Raw genomic sequence first — 17653 nt, forward strand, 5'->3', positions numbered from 1 at the left:
CGGGCCCCCGGTGCGCTGTTCGAGTCCGACCGGTCAGGCGGTCTTGTTCTTGGCGGCCGACTCCTTGGCGCGCTTGATCCACTCCGCGGGAGTGATGCGCTTGGCCATGAGCTCGCCCGAGGCGTTCTGCAGGTCCTCGTCGAACTTGGAGGCGGTGTTCGGGTACTGGAAGTTGAAGGTGTTGGTGGCGGCCGCCTTCAGTGCGACCACGGTCGAGGCCGTGCCGGGCTTCAGCTGCACCTCGGGGCCGACGCCGTCCTTGAGGCAGGTGAGGCTGTTGGCGGTCTGGGCGAACTTGCCCGAGGCCTCCTTGGTCAGCATGATGCGCAGCAGCTCCAGGCCGCCGGCCACGTTCTTGGCCTTGGCCGGGACGATGAAGGGCTCGCCGGCGCCGGCGCGGATGGCCTCGAAGGGCAGCTTGTCGCCGGGCAGCGACGGGATCGGCAGGAACTTCATGTCGAAGTCGGCCGGGGTGGTCGGCAGCTGCTCGTTCTCCAGCCAGGAGCCGGAGGGGATGAACGCGGCCTTGTACTGGTTCCAGGCGGTCTGCGACTCGGTGTGGGTCATGCCGTTGGTGCCGGGCAGCAGGAAGTCCTTGTCGACGACCTGGAAGAACGACTCGACGGCGGTCTTCACGGCCGGGTCGTCCCAGGCGGCGGCGTCGAGGCTGTCGATCCGCTTCATGAGGTCCAGGCCGCCCTGCTTGGCGATCATGTCCATCATGACGACGTTGATGTAGTACGGGTACTTGCCCTGGTGGGCGAGCGGGGCGATGCCCTTGGCCTTGATCTTGCCGCAGAGGTCGATGAACTCGGCCCAGGTCTTCGGCGCCGTCCAGCCGTTGTCCTTGAAGAGCTTGCCGGAGTACCAGAAGCCCCAGACGGTGTAGACGTAGGACAGGTTGTAGACCTTGCCCTTGACGGTGCCGGACTCGATGGTGCCGGGCATCAGGACGTCACGGATCTTCTTCGACGGGTCGTCGATGTAGGGCGCGTCCAGCAGCGGGGCGAGGTCGGTGAGCTGGCCGGAGTCGGCGAGGACGTCGAGCTTCATCTGCTTGGCGCCCGAGTCGTCGATGACGTCCGGCGGGGAGCCGGCGTTGAAGCGCGGCTGGAGCTTGCCGGTGACGTCCTTGTCGGCCTGGTGGTTGATCTTCGCGCCGGGGTAGCTCTTGGAGTAGATCTCCTCGAACCGCTTGGCGTACTCGTTGCCGTAGCCTCCGTCGAAGATGAAGACCTCGAGGCCCTCGCCGTCCTTGACGCCGAACGGGTTCTTCGCGTCGGTCAGGTTGTAGCCCGCGGCGCCCTTGGCGCCCTTGTCGCTGCTGCCGCCGGTGCCGCCGGCACACGCGGTGAGCAGGGAGCCGCCGGTCGCAGCGAGCACGGCGATGCCGGCGGCGCGCTTGAAGATGTCCCGGCGGTTGTACTCGGTTGCAGAGCCCATGAAGTGTGCCCCTAGCCCCTCGATGTCCAAGAAGATGGTGATGCCGCGGGGTATGACGAGATGTCAATTCCCGGTCTTTCAGGCCCGCCTAGCGGCAACTGCGCCGGTCAGAGGCGTGCGGTCGATGCGCACAGGTATAGTCCACTGTTCACCCTCCGGCAATAGTCGGGCCGCTGGATGGGTCAGGTTGGGAGTCAAAGCGTTGCGGGCGGTGCAGCATGTGCAATGCGCAGGGAGCCTGCCCATTGCGGCCGCCCGACCGGTACCGAGAAGGTAGCGCGTTCTTGCGCGTTTGAACATGGAAACGCGCAGCTTCGCGCATCAACGAACCGAAATCGTGATGCCCGAAACTGCGCGTCCGGCACGGCCGGATGCCGGCCGTCACCCCCGGCCGTCGCCCCCGGCAGCTACCTCCCCACCGTCACCTGCCGCCCGTCACCTCCGCAGGCCGGCGTCCAGGGCGGCGACCAGCGTCCCCTGGCTGTCGTCGTTGTCCAGCGACCACGCCATCACACCACCGAGGCCGTTCACGGCGACGTAGCGCGCCTTGCGGGTCAGCAGATCGGGTGTGTCGTACGTCCAGAACTCGGTGCCGTCGTACTTCCAGGTCGCGCCGTGCCGCCGGTCCTCGTGGACGGTGCCCGGCAGGTCCTTGATCCGGTTCCAGGGCAGGTTGCCGCCCTGGGCGAGACCGGTGGCGCTCTGGTACAAGCCGGCCCGGCCGCCGTCCGGCACGCCCGTCCAGCCGTAGCCGTAGAACGGCACGCCGAGCACCGCCTTGGCCGCGGGCAGGCCCTTGGCGAGGTAGTGCCGCACCACCCGGTCCGCGCTGTAGCCGGCGTTCGCCGGGGACGGGTCGGCCGGGTCCGAGTAGAGGTTGGCCTGGTGGTCGGTCGGGCCCTGGGCCTCCCAGGGGCCGTGCAGGTCGTAGGTCATGAGGTTGAGCCAGTCCACCGACTCGGCGACCTTGCGGACCTCCAGCCGGTCGGCCTTCTCCTCGCCGGCCGGGACGGCGGCGGTCAGCAGGTAGTGCGCGTGCCGCTGCCGGCCGAGCGCGTCCAGCTGGCGGCGGAACTCCTGCATCAGCAGGGCGTGGTTCCGGCCGTCCTCCGGGCGGACGACGTTGCCGGCGTCGCCCCCGCCGCCGGGGTACTCCCAGTCGATGTCGATGCCGTCGAAGACGCCGACGCCCGCACCCGCGCCGCCCTCGGCGGAGCCGAGCTGCGGCAGGTCGCCCCTGAGGTAGAGGTCGATGCAGGAGGAGACGAACTTCTTGCGGGCGGCGTCCGTGGCGGCGGCGTCCGAGAAGTACTTGGACCAGGTCCAGCCGCCGAGCGAGATCACCGCGCGCAGCTGCGGGTTCTTCGCCTTGAGCTTGCGCAGCTGGTTGAAGTTGCCCTTCAGCGGCTGCTCGGCGGTGTCGGCGACGCCGTCCACCGACTCCTCGGCGCCGACCGGGCGCTGGTAGTCGGCCCAGGCGTCGCCGACACCGGCGGCGTTGGCCTCGAAGCAGGTGCCGTCGGCGGAGACGTTGCCGAAGGCGTAGTTGAGGACGGTGAGCTTTCCGGCCTGGCCGGAGTCCTGCACCTTCTTGGCGGAGTAGCCGCCGTAGATGCCCCACTGGGTGAAGTAGCCGACCCGCTCGCCCTTGAGGCGGGGGCCGTGGTCGTGGGCCCGGGCCGCGGTGGGTGCGGCAAGTGCGGCGGCGACCGCCATCGCGAGGACTGCGGAGGTGCGTCTGGGCATGCCGTGGCCTTCTCTGAATCGGCGTCAATTGGTCTGAACCAAGCCGAGACAGAGGTTTAGTCCACTGGGGTCGGTACGCACAAGGGGGCGGCCACGGACGGGTGTTGGCGCGGTGCGCCGCCACCGCGCGCCGGAACGCCTCCCGGAGCCGGGAGGCGAGCGCCGGCAGGCCGTCCCCGAAAAGCCCGGCGAGGCCAGCCGGACGGCCCGTGACGGCCGGCGGTGAGGGGAGCATCGGGCCGACCACCTCCGGCCCGTCCCCGGCGGCCCAGGAGGTGTCGGCGGCCCGCAGCCGCAGCCCGGTGGCCCGGTGCCCGGACGTCCGCCGGCAGGGCCCGCCGCTCGGTGTGGACGAGGTCCCGCACGTCCGACCGCGTCGTCGCGCTTCCGGGCCACCACGGCGACGGCCGGGCCGCACCCCCCCGCACGGGGGGTGCGGCCCGGCCGCTCGCGTTCTACTGCGGGACTCAGCCGATCAGGCTGCGCAGCACGTACTGCAGGATGCCGCCGTTGCGGTAGTAGTCCGCCTCACCGGGGGTGTCGATGCGGACGACCGCGTCGAACTCCACGTCCCCCGCCTTGACCTTGACGGTCTTGGGGGTGCGGCCCTCGTTGAGCTCGGTGACGCCGGTGATGGAGAAGGTCTCCTCGCCGGTCAGGCCCAGCGTGTCGGCGGTCTGGCCCTCGGGGAACTGCAGCGGCAGGACGCCCATGCCGATCAGGTTGGAGCGGTGGATGCGCTCGTAGGACTCGGCGACGACGGCCTTCACGCCGAGCAGCGCGGTGCCCTTCGCGGCCCAGTCGCGGGACGAGCCGGAGCCGTACTCCTTGCCGGCCAGGACGACCAGCGGGGTGCCGGCGGCCTGGTAGTTCTGCGAGGCGTCGTAGATGAACGACACCGGGCCGTCGGCCTGGGTGAAGTCGCGGGTGTAGCCGCCCTCGGTGCCCGGCGCGATCTGGTTGCGCAGGCGGATGTTGGCGAAGGTGCCGCGGATCATGACCTCGTGGTTGCCACGGCGCGAGCCGTAGGAGTTGAAGTCACGCTTCTCCACACCGTGCTCGGTGAGGTACTGCGCCGCCGGGGTGCCCGGCTTGATGTTGCCGGCCGGGGAGATGTGGTCGGTGGTGACCGAGTCGCCCAGCTTGGCCAGGACGCGGGCGCCGGCGATGTCGGTCACCGGGCTCGGGGTCTTGGCCATGCCCTCGAAGTACGGGGGCTTGCGGACGTAGGTGGACTCGGCGTCCCACTCGAAGGTGTTGCCGGTCGGGACGGGGAGCGACTGCCAGCGGTGGTCGCCGGCGAAGACGTCCTGGTAGCCCTTGTCGAACATGTCCTGGTCGATGGAGCCGGCGACGACGTCGGCGACCTCCTGCTCGGAGGGCCAGATGTCGGCGAGGAAGACGTCGTTGCCGTCGGCGTCCTGGCCGAGCGCGTCACGGGTGATGTCGACGTTCATGTTGCCGGCGAGGGCGTAGGCGACCACCAGCGGCGGGGAGGCCAGGTAGTTCATCTTGACGTCGGGGTTGATCCGGCCCTCGAAGTTGCGGTTGCCGGAGAGCACCGAGACGACCGCCAGGTCGGACTCGTTGACGGCGGCCGAGACCTCCTCGGGCAGCGGGCCCGAGTTGCCGATGCAGGTGACGCAGCCGTAGCCGACCAGGTTGAAGCCCAGCTTCTCCATGTACGGGAGCAGGCCGGCCTTCTCGTAGTAGTCCATGACGACCTTGGAGCCGGGCGCCAGGGTGGTCTTGACCCAGGGCTTGACGTGCAGGCCCTTCTCCACGGCCTTCTTCGCCAGCAGGGCGGCGCCCAGCATGACGGAGGGGTTGGAGGTGTTGGTGCAGGAGGTGATCGAGGCGATCACGACCGCGCCGTTGTCGATCTCGTAGGACGAGCCGTCGGGGGCGGTGACGGCGGTCGGCTTCGAGGCCTCGGCGGAGTAGGTCGGCAGCGCCTCGGCGAACTTCTGCGCGGCCTCGGCCAGGATCACGCGGTCCTGCGGGCGCTTCGGGCCGGAGATCGACGGGACGACGGTGGAGACGTCCAGCTCCAGGTACTCGGAGTAGACCGGCTCGACCGACGGGTCGTGCCAGAGGCCCTGCTCCTTGGCGTACGCCTCGACCAGGGCGAGCTGCTGCTCGTCGCGGCCGGTGAGCTTGAGGTAGTTGATGGTCTCGGCGTCGATCGGGAAGATCGCACAGGTCGAGCCGAACTCCGGCGACATGTTGCCGATGGTGGCGCGGTTCGCCAGCGGGATCGAGGTGACGCCCTCGCCGTAGAACTCGACGAACTTGCCGACCACACCGTGCTTGCGCAGCATCTCGGTGATGGTGAGCACCAGGTCGGTGGCGGTGGTGCCGGCCGGGAGCTGGCCGTTGAGCTTGAAGCCGACCACGCGCGGGATCAGCATGGAGACCGGCTGGCCGAGCATCGCGGCCTCGGCCTCGATGCCGCCGACGCCCCAGCCGAGCACGCCGAGGCCGTTGACCATGGTGGTGTGCGAGTCGGTGCCGACGCAGGTGTCGGGGTACGCCTGGCCGTTGCGGACCATCACGGTGCGGGCCAGGTGCTCGATGTTGACCTGGTGCACGATGCCGGTGCCGGGCGGGACGACCTTGAACTCGTCGAAGGCGGTCTGGCCCCAGCGCAGGAACTGGTAGCGCTCCTTGTTGCGGCCGTACTCGATCTCGACGTTCTGGACGAAGGCGTCCGGGGTGCCGAACTTGTCGGCGATGACGGAGTGGTCGATGACCAGCTCGGCCGGGGCCAGCGGGTTGATCTTGGAGGGGTCGCCGCCCAGCTCCTTCACGGCCTCGCGCATGGTGGCGAGGTCGACGACGCACGGCACACCGGTGAAGTCCTGCATGATCACGCGGGCCGGGGTGAACTGGATCTCCTCGGACGGCTCGGCCGTCGCGTCCCAGTTGCCCAGCGCGCGGATGTGGTCGGCGGTGATGTTCGCGCCGTCCTCGGTGCGGAGCAGGTTCTCCAGCAGGACCTTGAGGCTGTACGGCAGCCGCTCGGAACCCTCGACGGCGGAGAGCTTGAAGATCTCGTACGACTCGTCGCCCACCTGCAGCGAGCTGCGGGCGTCGAAGCTGTTCGCGGACACGACTGACTCCTTCTGGGTCCACCCGATGGTAAGGTAAGCCTTAGCTAAGCCCACCCCGCCGATGTGGAAGGCGTGCGGCTCTCGGCAACTATCTTGACGTCAAGATAAATGATAGTGCGAAGTTATCTCGATGTCGAGATAAACCATAGTGCATGGCTGCGTCCAAACTTCACCCGGCGATGCCCCTGCGCAACCGCAGCAGGTCAGCCCCTGCGGCGCGACCGCGCGAACCACAGCAGGGCCAGCACCCCGGCCACCACCAGAGCCCCCACCACGACGATCACCAGCGGCCCCGCGGAGTCCGCGGGCTCCGGGGCGATGTCCGCCAGCAGCACGGCCGTTGCGTTCACGAGAGGTCCTTTCGGTCGGACGGCGCCGCCGGGGCGAGCCTCGCCACCAGCAGCAACAGGACGGGGAACTCCAGGTAGGCGTGGTAGCTCGCCACCGCCGCGTACAGCGTCTTGCCCTGTGCCCAGTCGGTGGCGAAGAGCACGGCGAGCGCCGCCCCCGCGCCGGCGCCGAGCAGCCAGGCCCGGCCGCCCCGCAGCAGCGGCACCCGCCGTTCGAAGGCCACCGCGGCGTCCGGCGCGTGCCGCGGCAGGAACCACACCCACACCACGTAGTGCATGGTCTGCAGGAAGGCGAACACCGCCACGAAGCGCAGCCCCGCCGCGGTGTGCAGCCAGGCCGGCGGCGTGTACGCGGCCGCCAGCCGCGCCACTCCCCCGTCGGCCGGGGCCAGCACCCCGTCCAGCGCCCCGAGCAGCAGCAGTGCCGGCACGGCCAGCACCCAGCCGCACTGCACCGCCAGGAACACCGCCCGGCCGCGCGGCAGCCGCCTCGACCACTCCCACAGGAAGACCAGCGGCACCAGGTTGTGCAGGTGCGCCAGCACCACGAAGTGGTACGCCGGGAAGGACAGCGACAGCGCTGCCGCGGCCGAGAGCACCACCGCGGCCCCGGCCAGCGCGACCGGACGCCCGCGCAGCGCCTGCAGACAGGCCGCCGCCAGCAGCCCGTACGCGAGCAGGATCTCGGCGGCGTGCGGGACCGGCCCCGGTGGCAGCAGCCGGCAGACCACGATCCCGGTGATCAGCACCAGCAGCAGCCGCAGGAACCGGCCGGCCAGCACCTCCCCGAAGCGCCCCGCGACGTAGCGCAGTTCGAGCACGTTGTGCAGGATGCCGAAGGTCGCGAGACCGAGCACCGCCAGGCCGGCGGGGGCGCGCAGCGCGAACGCCAGGGCGATCGCGGCCGCCAGCACGAACCCGGCCGTCGGCAGGGCCGCGCCCGCCGTCCGCACCGCCGGCACCGCGCCGACCGCCATGCCGATCCCTCCCGGCCGTTCCGCCCGTGGCACCATCACGCCCGTGCCGTATCCCCTGGCCCTCGCGCTCACCATGCTCGTCGAAGTGCCGCTGTACACCGCGGCGCTCGCCGGCCTCGGCCGCGTCCGTCCGGCCCGGGCCGCCCTGGCGGGAGCCGCGGTGAACGGACTGACCCACCCGGTGCTCTGGTGGTCGCTCCGGCATGCCGCCGCCGGGCCCGCCGCAGCCTACTGGACGGCCTTCGCGCTCGCCGAGGCTTCGGTGTGCGCGGTCGAGGCCGTGCTGGCCGGGCTGCTGACGGCGGGCCGGGCCGCACCGGCCGTCGGCACGAACGCCCGCACCGGCACCGTCCGGCTGCCCGGGCCGCTGCTCGCGGCCGCCTCGCTCACCGCCAACGCGAGTTCGGTGCTGGTGGGGATGCTGGCGGCCCGCTGAGAGGGAGCGGAGCACCGCAGCTCCGGGGCGCGGCAGCAGGCGGGACTGCCCCGGGACGGGGACGGCTACGGTGGAGCCGAGCCGGCGGCACGACGGGACGACCGGCCGGAGCGAGAGTCCGGGGGCAGTCGAAGATGATCGTGGTGGACGCGTCCGCACTGGTGCTGGCACTGGCCGACGAGGGGGACCGCGGCCGCGCCGCCCGGGCCGAACTCGCCCGGGACGACGAGTGGGCCGCGCCCGACCACGTGCTGATCGAGGTGATGCAGTCGCTGCGCGGCCTCTACCTCGCCCGTGAACTCACCGCCGAGCAGGTCTCCGAGATCGCCGACCGGCTGCCGTCCCTGACCGTCCGGCGGGTCGACGTGAGGCCGCTGCTGGGGCGGATCTGGGCGCTCAAGGACAACCTCACCCCGGACGACGCCGCCTACGTCGCCCTCGCCGAGCAGCTCGGTGCCCCGCTGGTCACCGCTGACCTGCGGCTGATGCGGGCCAGCGGGCCGCGCTGCGAGATCCGCGGCATCCGGCCGGGCCCGGTCGCCACCCCCGGCGGCGGTGACGGCACCGGGGCCGGCGGCCGTCCGTCCGGGGGCGACCGCTCGTCCGGGTGACCCGGCGGCACGGCGCCGTGCACCGGCCGCCGCGGGCCGCCACCGTGGGGTGCTGGCCCCGCCCGGCGCCCGAGCGCCGCGGCCCGTCGAGAGGTGCGCCGATGCCCGTCCCGTTCACCACCGCGCTGCCCGCCCTCCTGCTGCTGCCCGCGCTCGGCGGGCCCGGCACGGTGGTCGAGGCGGACTTCGCGCCGGCCACGGCCTTCGTCCCGCCGGCCGCGATCAGCCACGCCCCGGACGTCGTGCCGTACGGCTCCCGCGTCCGGGTCACCGAGGCCCGGAGCGGCACCGGGACGGCCGTCGGGCTGGAACTCACCGGGATCGTCCCCGCCACCGAACTGACCGCCCACGTGCACACCGGGCAGTGCGGGGCGGACCCGGCCGCCTCCGGCCCGCACTACCAGGACGCCGTGGACCCGGTGCAGCCCCCCACCGACCCGGCCTACGCCAACGACCGCAACGAGGTCCGGCTCGCCCTGCGCACCGACGCGGCCGGGGACGGGACGGCGCGGACCGCGGTGCACTGGCGGTTCCGGCCGGGCGGGGCGCGGTCGCTGGTGCTGCACACCGTGCACGCCGAGGGCGCCCACCCGGCGGGCGCCCGGGTGGCGTGCGTGAACGTCGACTTCTGAGCGCCCCGGGGCGGGCCGGACCGCCGGCGGCGGCACGACCCGGCCCGGCCCGGCCCCGGGGTGCGGTCAGTCCCCGAGGGTGGCGACCAGCACGGCCTTGATGGTGTGCAGCCGGTTCTCCGCCTGGTCGAAGACCACCGAGTGCGCGGACTCGAAGAGCTCGTCGGTGCACTCCAGCTCGGTCATGCCGGTCTCCTCGTGCATCTGGCGGCCGATCTCGGTGCCGAGGTCGTGGTACGCGGGCAGGCAGTGCAGGAACTTGACGGCGGGGTTGCCGGTCAGCCGGACGGTGTCCATGGAGACCTGGTACGGCTTCAGCAGGGCGATCCGCTCGGCCCACACCTCCTTGGGCTCACCCATGGAGACCCAGACGTCGGTGTAGAGGAAGTCGGCGCCCGCCACGCCCTCCTCCACCGACTCGGTGACGGTGATCCGGGCGCCGGTCGTCGCGGCGAGGTCCTGGGCGGCCTTCTGCACGTCGTCGGCCGGCCAGAGCTCCCGCGGGGCCACGATCCGCACGTCCATGCCGAGCAGGGCGCCCGTCACGAGCAGCGAGTTGCCCATGTTGTTGCGGGCGTCGCCGAGGTAGGCGAGGGCGACGTCGCCGAGCGGCTTGGCGCAGTGCTCGCGGACGGTGAGCACGTCCGCGAGCATCTGGGTCGGGTGCCACTCGTCGGTCAGCCCGTTCCACACCGGGACACCGGCGTGCGCGGCCAGCTCCTCCACGATCTCCTGGCCGTGGCCGCGGTACTCGATGCCGTCGAACATCCGGCCGAGCACCCGGGCCGAGTCCCGGATGGACTCCTTGTGGCCGATCTGGGAACCCGCCGGATCGAGGTAGGTGGTGGCGGCGCCCTGGTCGTGGGCGGCCACCTCGAAGGCGCAGCGCGTCCGGGTGGAGGTCTTCTCGAAGATCAGGGCGATGTTCTTGCCCCGCAGCCGGGGCTGCTCGGTGCCGGCGTACTTGGCGGCCTTCAGCTGCGCGGCGAGGTCCACCAGGAAGCGGAACTCCTGGGGAGTGAAGTCGAGCTCCTTGAGGAAGTGCCTGTTCCGGAGGTTGAACGCCATGCCGGGCTCCTGGGTCGTCCGATGTCGAGACGGGAAGTGTATACGACTGTCGGAATTTGTATGCAGGGATGGCGCTGTGATGCGGGCGACCCGGCCCGCCCCTGCAGGTCGCGCGGGGGCGGGCCGGACGGCGTCACGGGGACGGCGGTCGCACGCACGGGCAGGTCACAGCCGCGGGTCGACCGGCTCGGACTCCAGGGCGAGCACCGCGAAGACCGGCTCGTGCACCCGCCACAGCGGCTCGCCGGCGGCCAGCCGGTCCAGCGCCTCCAGGCCGAGGGCGTACTCGCGCAGCGCCAGCGAGCGCTTGTGCCCCAGGAAGCGCTGGCGCAGCTGGTCCAGGTACTCGGTGTAGTCCGGGCCGTAGATGATCCGCAGGTACTCCCGGCCGCGCACCTTCACGCCCGGCTGCACCAGGCGCCCGCCGGCGTCGCGGACCAGCGAGGCGAGCGGCTTGACCACCATGCCCTCGCCGCCGGCCGCGGTGAGCTCCTCCCACCAGGCGATGCCGGCCGCGACGGAGGCCTCGTCCGCGGTGTCCACGACCAGGCGGCCGGTGCGCTGCAGGATCGGCTCGTCGGGATCGTCGGCCCCGACCAGCCGGTCGAGCCACCCGAAGTGCCGGTCGTGCGGCAGCACGGCGAGGTTGGCGCCCTCGGCGGCCAGCAGCTGGAACGGGGCGAGCCTGATCCCGCTGAGGCCCTCGGTCGGCCAGCAGTAGCGCCGGTACGCCGCGGTGAAGGCGTCGGCGTCGAGCGCGCGCTGCCGCTGCCGGGCCGTCAGGTCGGCGACGTCCAGGCCGCGCTCGGCGGCCCGGTCGAGCGCGGCCAGCACCTGCGGCAGGGCGGCGCCGGCCGCAGCGCCGACAGCCGCGTACTGGCGGCGCAGCAGCTCGGCCGCCTTCAGCGACCACGGCATCAGCTCGGCGTCCAGCAGCAGCCAGCCGGTGCCCAGCTCGTCGAAGAGCCCGGCCCGCTCTGCGGCGGCCCGCAGACGGGCGAGGACGGCGCCGGTCAGCTCCTCGTCGCCGAGGAAGGCGCGGCCGGTGCGCGTCCAGATCGCCCCCGGGCCGGCAAGACCGAACCGCTTCTCCAGCGCCGACCCGTCCCGGGCGACCAGGACGACCGCGCGGGAGCCCATGTGCTTCTCCTCGCAGACCACCTGCTGCACGCCGTCGTGGCGGTAGGCGAAGAACGCCTCCTCCGGGTGCTCCAGGTAGCCCTCGCGCCGGGAGGTGGCGGAGGGCGCCATGGTCGGCGGCAGGTAGGCGAGCAGCCGTGGGTCGAGGGCGAAGCGGCTCATCACCTCCAGCGCCGCGGCGGCGTTCTCCTCGCGGACGGAGACCCGCCCGTGGTACGCCGTCTCGACGATCCGCCGGCCGGCCACGTCGGCCAGGTCCAGCGGACGGCCCTCGCGGCCGCCGGGCGCGTCGGTGTGCAGCGGGCGCCGCGGGGCGTACCACTCCTGCTCGGCCGGGACGGTGACGAGCTCGCGCTCCGGGTAGCGCAGGGCGGTGAGGTGGCCGCCGAAGACGCAGCCGGTGTCCAGGCAGATGGTGTTGTTGACGAAGCTCGCCGTGGGCGTCGGGGTGTGGCCGTACACGACGAGTGCCCGGCCGCGGTACTCCTCGGCCCACGGGTAGCGGACCGGCAGACCGTACTCGTCGGTCTCGCCGGTGGTGTCGCCGTAGAGCGCGTGCGAGCGGACCCGGCCGGAGTTGCGGCCGTGGTACTTCTCGGGCAGGCCGGCGTGGCAGACCACCAGGGCACCGCCGTCCAGCAGGTAGTGGCTGACCAGGCCGCGCATGAACGCCCGGACCTCGGCCCGGAACTCCTCCGGCTCGGCGGCGAGCTGGTCGATCGACTCCTTCAGGCCGTGCGAGACGGTGACCTTGCGGCCGTCCATGTGCCGGCCGAGCTTGTTCTCGTGGTTGCCGGGCACGCAGAGGGCGTGGCCGGCCGCGACCATGCCCATCACCAGGCGCAGCACGCCCGGGGTGTCCGGGCCGCGGTCGACCAGGTCGCCGACGAAGACCGCGGTGCGGCCCTCGGGGTGGGCGGCGTCGACGGCGCGGCCGCGGTCGTCGCGGTCGATCCGGTAACCGAGGCGGACGAGCAGCGTCTCCAGCTCGGAACGACAGCCGTGGATGTCGCCGACGATGTCGAACGGGCCGGTGAGGTGCCGCAGGTCGTTGAACCGCTTCTCCGGCACGATCTCGGCGGCGGCGACCTCGGCCTCGCCGCGCAGGACGTGCACCTTGCGGAAGCCCTCGCGCTCCAGCCCCTTCATCGAGCGGCGCAGCTCGCGCTGCTGGCGCGGCAGGACGTGCGCGGGCAGCCGGCGGTCCGGGCGGTGGCTGTTGCGCTCGGCGCAGACCGAGGTCGGCACGTCCAGCACGATCGCGATGGGCAGCACGTCGTGCTCGCGGGCGAGCCTGATCAGCGCCTTGCGGGACTCCGGCTGCACGTTGGTCGCGTCGACGACGGTGAGCCGGCCGGCCGCGAGGCGCTTGCCGACGATGTAGTGGAGCACGTCGAAGGCGTCGGTGGACGCCGACTGGTCGTTCTCGTCGTCGGCGACCAGACCCCGGCAGTAGTCGGAGGAGACGACCTGGGTCGGCTGGAAGTGCCGGCGCGCGAAGGTGGACTTGCCGGAGCCGCTGGTGCCGATCAGGACGACCAGGGACACGTCGGTGACGGGCAGTCGGCGGACGGGCTGCGCGGCCTCGGCCGCGGCTGCGTCGGCAGCCGCGCCGATGATGCCGCCGGTGTCCGCCTCGGTGTCCGGGCCGGTGTCCGCGGGGCCGGCCGGCAGGCCGTCGTCGGCGGAGCCGCCGGTGGGCAGGACGTCGGAGGTCATCGGGTCACGCTCCCTTCAGGGGCATTGTCGGTGGTGGCCGTGCGGAACAGGGCGAGCTGGGTCGGCGCGCCGACCTCCTCGTCCAACGGTCCGACCGGCCGGAGGGCGACGGTGTAGCCGTAGGTGCCGGCGACCCGCTCGGCCCAGGCGGCGAACTCGGCCCGGCTCCATTCGAACCGGTGGTCGGAGTGCCGGACGTGGCCGGCCGGGAGGGTCTCCCAGCGGACGTTGTACTCGACGTTCGGGGTGGTGACGACGACGGCCTGCGGACGGGCCGCGCCGAAGACCGCGTACTCCAGGGCGGGCAGCCGGGGCAGGTCGAGGTGCTCGATCACCTCGGACAGCACGGCCGCGTCGTACCCCTTGAGCCGGGCGTCGGTGTAGGTGAGCGCGCCCTGGACCAGGCGGACCCGGGCTGCCTGGCGCTCGCTCATGCGGTCGAGCCGCAGCTTGCGCCCGGCCGCGGCCAGCGCCCGCGAGGAGACGTCCACGCCGAGCACCTCCGTCACCCTGGTGTCCTTCAGCAGTTCGCCCACCAGCTCGCCCTGGCCGCAGCCGAGATCGAGCACCCGGGCGGCGCCGGTCTCGGCCAGTGCGGCCAGGATCGCGGCACGCCGCTGGACGGCGAGCGGGACGGGCCGGTCGCCGGCGTCCGGCCCGGCCGCGGTCGACGCGAAGCCGGTCGAAGCGCCGGCGTCGGCCGCCTCGGTGCCGGGGGCCTCGGCGGCCGGGTCGTCGGCCGGCGGGTCGTCGTCGACGGCGTTGTCCAGCTCCTCGGCCTCGCTGTCGTCCGCCTCGGCGAGCCGGGCCAGGGCCAGCCGCTCCATGGCGAGCCTGGTCAGCGACCAGCGCCGGGCCAGGTAGCGGCGGGTGATCACGGCGAGCTCGGGGTGGTCGGCCAGCCAGCCCTCGCCGGCGGCGAGCAGCTTGTCGACCTCGTCGGGCGCCACCCAGTAGTGCTTGGCGCCGTCGAGCACCGGCAGCAGCACGTACAGGTGCTGCAGCGCGTCCGCCAGGCGCAGTTCACCGGTCAGCTCCACCCGGACGTAGCGGGACTCGCCCCACTCGGGGAAGGTCTCGTCCAGCGGGACCGCCACCGCATCCACCTGCCAGCCGAGCGGCTCGAACAGCCGTCGCACCATCGCCGGACCGCCGCCCTCGCCGCCGCCGGTCGCGGGGACCGCGGGGAGGTCGATGCGCAGCGGCATGACCAGCTCGGCCCGGCCGGGCAGCTTCTCGCAGACGCCCTTCATCGCCGACCGGAAGACCGTGCGCAGCGCCACCGCCAGCAGCGAGGACGCGGCGTAGGGCCGGTCGTTCACGTACTGGGCGAGGGCGAGGTCGGGCGAGCCGGACCGGCCCCGGCCGCGGCCCTGGCGGACGAGTGCGACGGGGTCGATGTCGAGGAGCAGGGCCGCCGTGCACCGCTGCTCGGTGGCCTCCGGGTAGAAGACGTGCGCCACCCCGTGCGAGGTGGAGAAGCGCTGCACCTTCTCCGGGTGCTTGTGCAGCAAGAAGCCCAGGTCAGTGGCCGGGCGGTCGGCTGTGGCCGTGGTGGAGATCGAGATGAACACCCGGTCGAGTATCGCCGACGGATGATCGGCCGGTCACCGGATTTTGCGCTGCTGCGCAAGTCCCGGGCCTGCCCGGGTGCCGGCCCGTCCCGGGGGCGGTCCGCGCGCCGGCGGGGTCGGCCGCGAGGTCGGGGGCACGCACGTCGGAAGGGGCGCGCGGGTGCCCGGTCGCGGCGTCCGCACGGTGAGCGCGTTCGGCACGGCCACCCCCGATTCGTTAACGTGCACGATGTGACTGCTGAAACCTCCTCCCTCGCACGCGGCGCCGTCGCGGCCGGCCTGGCGACGATCGCGGCCGACGGCACCGTCCTGGACACCTGGTTCCCCGCGCCCGAGCTGACGGCCGAGCCCGGCCCGGCGGGCACCGTCCGGCTGACCGCCGAGCAGGCCGAGTCCGAGCTCGGTGCCGGCGCGGCCGAGGCGCTGCGCAGCGACGCCCGCCGCGGCGTCGAGGTCGTCGCCGTGCGTACCACCATCTCCTCCCTGGACGACAAGCCGCTCGACGCGCACGACGCCTACCTGCGTCTGCACCTGCTGAGCCACCGTCTGGTCAAGCCGCACGGGCAGAACCTGGACGGCATCTTCGGTCTGCTCGCCAACGTCGCCTGGACGAGCGTCGGCCCGGTGCCGGTGGCGAACGTCGAGCAGGCCCGTCTGGCGGTCCGCGCGCAGGGCGGTCAGCTGGCCGTCTACGGCGTGGACAAGTTCCCGCGGATGACCGACTACGTCGTCCCGACGGGCGTGCGGATCGCCCACGCGGACCGCGTCCGCCTCGGCGCGCACCTCGCCGAGGGCACCACCGTGATGCACGAGGGCTTCGTCAACTTCAACGCCGGCACGCTGGGCACCTCGATGGTGGAGGGCCGGATCAGCGCCGGTGTCGTGGTCGGCGACCACAGCGACATCGGCGGCGGCGCCTCGATCATGGGCACGCTGTCCGGTGGCGGCAAGCAGGTCGTCTCGGTCGGCGAGCGCTGCCTGCTCGGTGCCAACGCCGGCATCGGCATCGCGCTGGGCAACGACTGCGTGGTGGAGGCCGGTCTGTACGTGACCGCCGGCACCCGGGTGACCACCCCGGACGGCAAGATCGCCAAGGCGGTCGAGCTGTCCGGCCAGGACAACCTGCTGTTCCGCCGCAACTCGCAGAGCGGCGCCGTCGAGGTCATCGCGCGGTCCGGCTCGTGGGGCGGGCTGAACGCGGAGCTGCACGCGCACAACTGATCTCCTGTGTTCCGGGCGGGTCCGGGCGGCGTACCTCCGTGTACGCGGCCCGGACCCGCTGCCGTTCCGCCGCAGCTCGCCGGGCGACGTCCGGTCCCGGCTCCGGGCCCTAGCCGAGGGCGGACCGGGGCCGCAAGCCGCGCTCACCCGAGGGGCTGACCCGGCGGCGGTCTTGGACCTCAACGGGTGGTCCCCGGTGACCGCCCGCGGGCGGGGGTCGTTGGACGGGCGGCGCCGGTATCGGACGCCGCACTCCGCACCGTCGAGCTGGAAGGGCACCCCCATGTCCGATCCCCTGTCCGACTCCGCCTCCGACTCCCTGCCCGACCCGCTGTCCGACCCGCTGTCCGCTCCGGTCGGCGAGGGGCGCGGCGGCGCGTCCCAGAACCTCGCGGACGACGTGTCCGCGGCCGAGGCGTCGAAGGACCTCCTGCAGCAGATGGAGGAGCTGCTGGCGACCGTGAGTGCCAGCCTCGCCGGTCTCGGCGCCGATCTGCGGTCCTCCGCCTCCCGGGCCGGCACGCCGGACGACGAGGCTTCCTGGCCGGACGCTCACGGCTGACCCACCGCTCCGGCACCCGCCCCCGCACGGGCACCGGCACCGGCACCGACCGGCGGGCGGAGGCGGACGGACAGCAGCGGGCCGAGTCGCTCCGACGGGTCCTCCGACCCGGTGGCCGGCCGGTCCACGGCGTCCCCGGCGTCCACGGAGTCCACGGAGCACCCCGGCCGGCCCGCCGGGACGTCGAACGGGCCCTCGTCCAGGTACTCCGGCCCGTCCTCCTCGGGCGGCGGGAGACCGTTCGCGCGGCGGACGGCCCGGAGCAGCTCGGCCGCCACCTCCTTGCAGTCGGCACCGGCGTCCACCCCGTCGATGCAGCGCCAGTAGACGCTCTCCGCGTCGGCGCCGCAGGCGAGCACGACGAGCGCCTCGGCCACCTCGTGCAGCAGGAAGCAGAGTTCGCACAGGACGGGGTCGAGCTCGCCGAGGTCGTCCAGGCGGCGGGCCCGGCCGCCGGTCCAGTCCGTGCCGGGCGGGCCGAGGGCGTCGAGCGTGTCGAGGGTGCCGAGAGCGCCCGGCGGGTCGTCGAGGCAGCCTGCCGCATGGGCGCCCGCGTCGCAGAGGAGCTGGCCGAGGGCGCCGATCTCGCCGGAGTCCTGCTCCGCGATCCGGGCACCGACCGCCTCGGTGAGCAGGCCGGCCTGACGGGCCTCCAGCAGCACGCCCTGCGCCGTCCTGGCCTCGGCCAGTGCGTGCCGGGTCGTCTTGATCAGTCGCAGCGCGTCCATGCCGCCGCTCCCCTCGCTCGCATCGGGACCGCCGTTGCCGACGGTGTGTCTCGACGCAAGCGTGCTGGCCGGCCCCGCCCGGGCCGGCCGCCCGGGCCGCCCCTGTGGACAACCCGCCCCTGTGGACAACCGGGGTCACCCGCACGAGCGACGAACCACCCGAACTCGGAAGTCAGCCGGTCCGATCGTCCGACGAATCCCCGAAGGAGCCCGCACCCGCGGACGGCGACTCCGAAGCCCCGGACGGCGACTCCCCACCCGCGGGAAGCGGCCGCGAAGCCCCGGACGACGACTCCGAAGCCCCGGACAGCAACTCCCCACCCGCGGACGGCG

At 72.9% G+C, this 17653-nt stretch carries 14 protein-coding genes; 5 read left to right on the plus strand and 9 right to left on the minus strand.

The genetic code is table 11. The features are described 5' to 3' along the window. Window positions 1-33: 33 nt before the first annotated feature. From ngcE to AB0442_RS25710, 5 genes are all read right to left on the minus strand, one after another. Window positions 34-1443 (minus strand): N-acetylglucosamine/diacetylchitobiose ABC transporter substrate-binding protein, encoded by a 1410-nt coding sequence (ngcE, locus tag AB0442_RS25690; RefSeq protein ID WP_366165621.1) that lies wholly within the window; start codon window positions 1441-1443, stop codon window positions 34-36. 435 nt (window positions 1444-1878) lie between these two features. After that, window positions 1879-3189 carry a glycoside hydrolase family 18 protein gene (locus tag AB0442_RS25695; RefSeq protein WP_366165623.1) on the minus strand — a complete coding sequence of 437 codons (1311 nt, stop codon included), beginning with the start codon at window positions 3187-3189 and terminating at the stop codon, window positions 1879-1881. 467 nt (window positions 3190-3656) lie between these two features. Then, a complete protein-coding gene (gene acnA, locus AB0442_RS25700) occupies window positions 3657-6302 on the minus strand; it encodes an aconitate hydratase AcnA (protein ID WP_366165625.1) in 2646 nt (881 codons plus the stop codon). 203 nt (window positions 6303-6505) lie between these two features. After that, window positions 6506-6652 carry a hypothetical protein gene (locus AB0442_RS25705; protein ID WP_344626001.1) on the minus strand — a complete coding sequence of 49 codons (147 nt, stop codon included), beginning with the start codon at window positions 6650-6652 and terminating at the stop codon, window positions 6506-6508. Then, window positions 6649-7629, minus strand: a complete 981-nt coding sequence (locus tag AB0442_RS25710) for a hypothetical protein (RefSeq protein ID WP_366165627.1) — start codon at window positions 7627-7629, stop codon at window positions 6649-6651. Before AB0442_RS25710 ends, AB0442_RS25705 begins: the two co-directional genes overlap by 4 nt. 43 nt (window positions 7630-7672) lie before the next feature. Here AB0442_RS25710 and AB0442_RS25715 point away from each other — a divergent pair, with 43 nt between their 5' ends. The 3 genes from AB0442_RS25715 to AB0442_RS25725 all read left to right on the plus strand — a co-directional run bounded on the left by AB0442_RS25715 (window position 7673) and on the right by AB0442_RS25725 (window position 9308). Then, window positions 7673-8065 (plus strand): hypothetical protein, encoded by a 393-nt coding sequence (locus AB0442_RS25715; protein ID WP_366165629.1) that lies wholly within the window; start codon window positions 7673-7675, stop codon window positions 8063-8065. Window positions 8066-8208: 143 nt separating this feature from the next. After that, window positions 8209-8676 carry a type II toxin-antitoxin system VapC family toxin gene (locus tag AB0442_RS25720; RefSeq protein WP_366165630.1) on the plus strand — a complete coding sequence of 156 codons (468 nt, stop codon included), beginning with the start codon at window positions 8209-8211 and terminating at the stop codon, window positions 8674-8676. Window positions 8677-8777: 101 nt separating this feature from the next. Further along, window positions 8778-9308 carry a superoxide dismutase family protein gene (locus tag AB0442_RS25725; protein WP_366165632.1) on the plus strand — a complete coding sequence of 177 codons (531 nt, stop codon included), beginning with the start codon at window positions 8778-8780 and terminating at the stop codon, window positions 9306-9308. A 66-nt stretch (window positions 9309-9374) separates the two neighbouring features. Here the strand turns inward: AB0442_RS25725 and argF are convergent, their stop codons facing one another. From argF to AB0442_RS25740, 3 genes are all read right to left on the minus strand, one after another. Next, on the minus strand, window positions 9375-10376 hold the full coding sequence (gene argF, locus AB0442_RS25730; RefSeq protein ID WP_344626006.1) for an ornithine carbamoyltransferase: 1002 nt from the start codon (window positions 10374-10376) through the stop codon (window positions 9375-9377). Between the two features lie 165 nt (window positions 10377-10541). Beyond that, a complete protein-coding gene (locus AB0442_RS25735; RefSeq protein ID WP_366165633.1) occupies window positions 10542-13235 on the minus strand; it encodes a polynucleotide kinase-phosphatase in 2694 nt (897 codons plus the stop codon). Continuing rightward, on the minus strand, window positions 13232-14809 hold the full coding sequence (locus tag AB0442_RS25740; RefSeq protein ID WP_366165635.1) for a 3' terminal RNA ribose 2'-O-methyltransferase Hen1: 1578 nt from the start codon (window positions 14807-14809) through the stop codon (window positions 13232-13234). Before AB0442_RS25740 ends, AB0442_RS25735 begins: the two co-directional genes overlap by 4 nt. 222 nt (window positions 14810-15031) lie before the next feature. Between AB0442_RS25740 and dapD the strand changes: the two genes are divergently transcribed. Both dapD and AB0442_RS25750 read left to right on the plus strand, forming a co-directional pair. Next, window positions 15032-16030 (plus strand): 2,3,4,5-tetrahydropyridine-2,6-dicarboxylate N-succinyltransferase, encoded by a 999-nt coding sequence (gene dapD / locus AB0442_RS25745; RefSeq protein ID WP_344626009.1) that lies wholly within the window; start codon window positions 15032-15034, stop codon window positions 16028-16030. A 283-nt stretch (window positions 16031-16313) separates the two neighbouring features. Continuing rightward, window positions 16314-16592: a hypothetical protein gene (locus AB0442_RS25750; RefSeq protein WP_366165637.1), complete on the plus strand. Its 279-nt coding sequence runs from the start codon at window positions 16314-16316 to the stop codon at window positions 16590-16592. Here the strand turns inward: AB0442_RS25750 and AB0442_RS25755 are convergent. Further along, the gene (locus AB0442_RS25755) at window positions 16583-17320 is read right to left on the minus strand and encodes a DUF6099 family protein (protein ID WP_366165639.1); all 738 of its coding nucleotides are present in this window, start codon (window positions 17318-17320) and stop codon (window positions 16583-16585) included. The two genes, AB0442_RS25750 and AB0442_RS25755, sit on opposite strands and share 10 nt — an antisense overlap. Window positions 17321-17653: the final 333 nt, after the last annotated feature.

This window comes from Kitasatospora sp. NPDC085895, assembly GCF_040702125.1.
Taxonomy (GTDB): Bacteria; Actinomycetota; Actinomycetes; order Streptomycetales; family Streptomycetaceae; genus Kitasatospora; species Kitasatospora arboriphila.

Excerpts from the sequence above, each read along its gene's own strand:
- AB0442_RS25755 (WP_366165639.1), bottom strand. The coding sequence starts at position 17,320 with ATGGACGCGCTGCGACTGATCAAGACGACCCGGCACGCACTGGCCGAG.
- AB0442_RS25735 (WP_366165633.1), bottom strand. The coding sequence starts at position 13,235 with ATGACCTCCGACGTCCTGCCCACCGGCGGCTCCGCCGACGACGGCCTG.
- argF (WP_344626006.1), bottom strand. The coding sequence starts at position 10,376 with ATGGCGTTCAACCTCCGGAACAGGCACTTCCTCAAGGAGCTCGACTTC.
- ngcE (WP_366165621.1), bottom strand. The coding sequence starts at position 1,443 with ATGGGCTCTGCAACCGAGTACAACCGCCGGGACATCTTCAAGCGCGCC.
- AB0442_RS25750 (WP_366165637.1), top strand. The coding sequence starts at position 16,314 with ATGTCCGATCCCCTGTCCGACTCCGCCTCCGACTCCCTGCCCGACCCG.
- AB0442_RS25725 (WP_366165632.1), top strand. The coding sequence starts at position 8,778 with ATGCCCGTCCCGTTCACCACCGCGCTGCCCGCCCTCCTGCTGCTGCCC.
- AB0442_RS25710 (WP_366165627.1), bottom strand. The coding sequence starts at position 7,629 with ATGGCGGTCGGCGCGGTGCCGGCGGTGCGGACGGCGGGCGCGGCCCTG.
- AB0442_RS25695 (WP_366165623.1), bottom strand. The coding sequence starts at position 3,189 with ATGCCCAGACGCACCTCCGCAGTCCTCGCGATGGCGGTCGCCGCCGCA.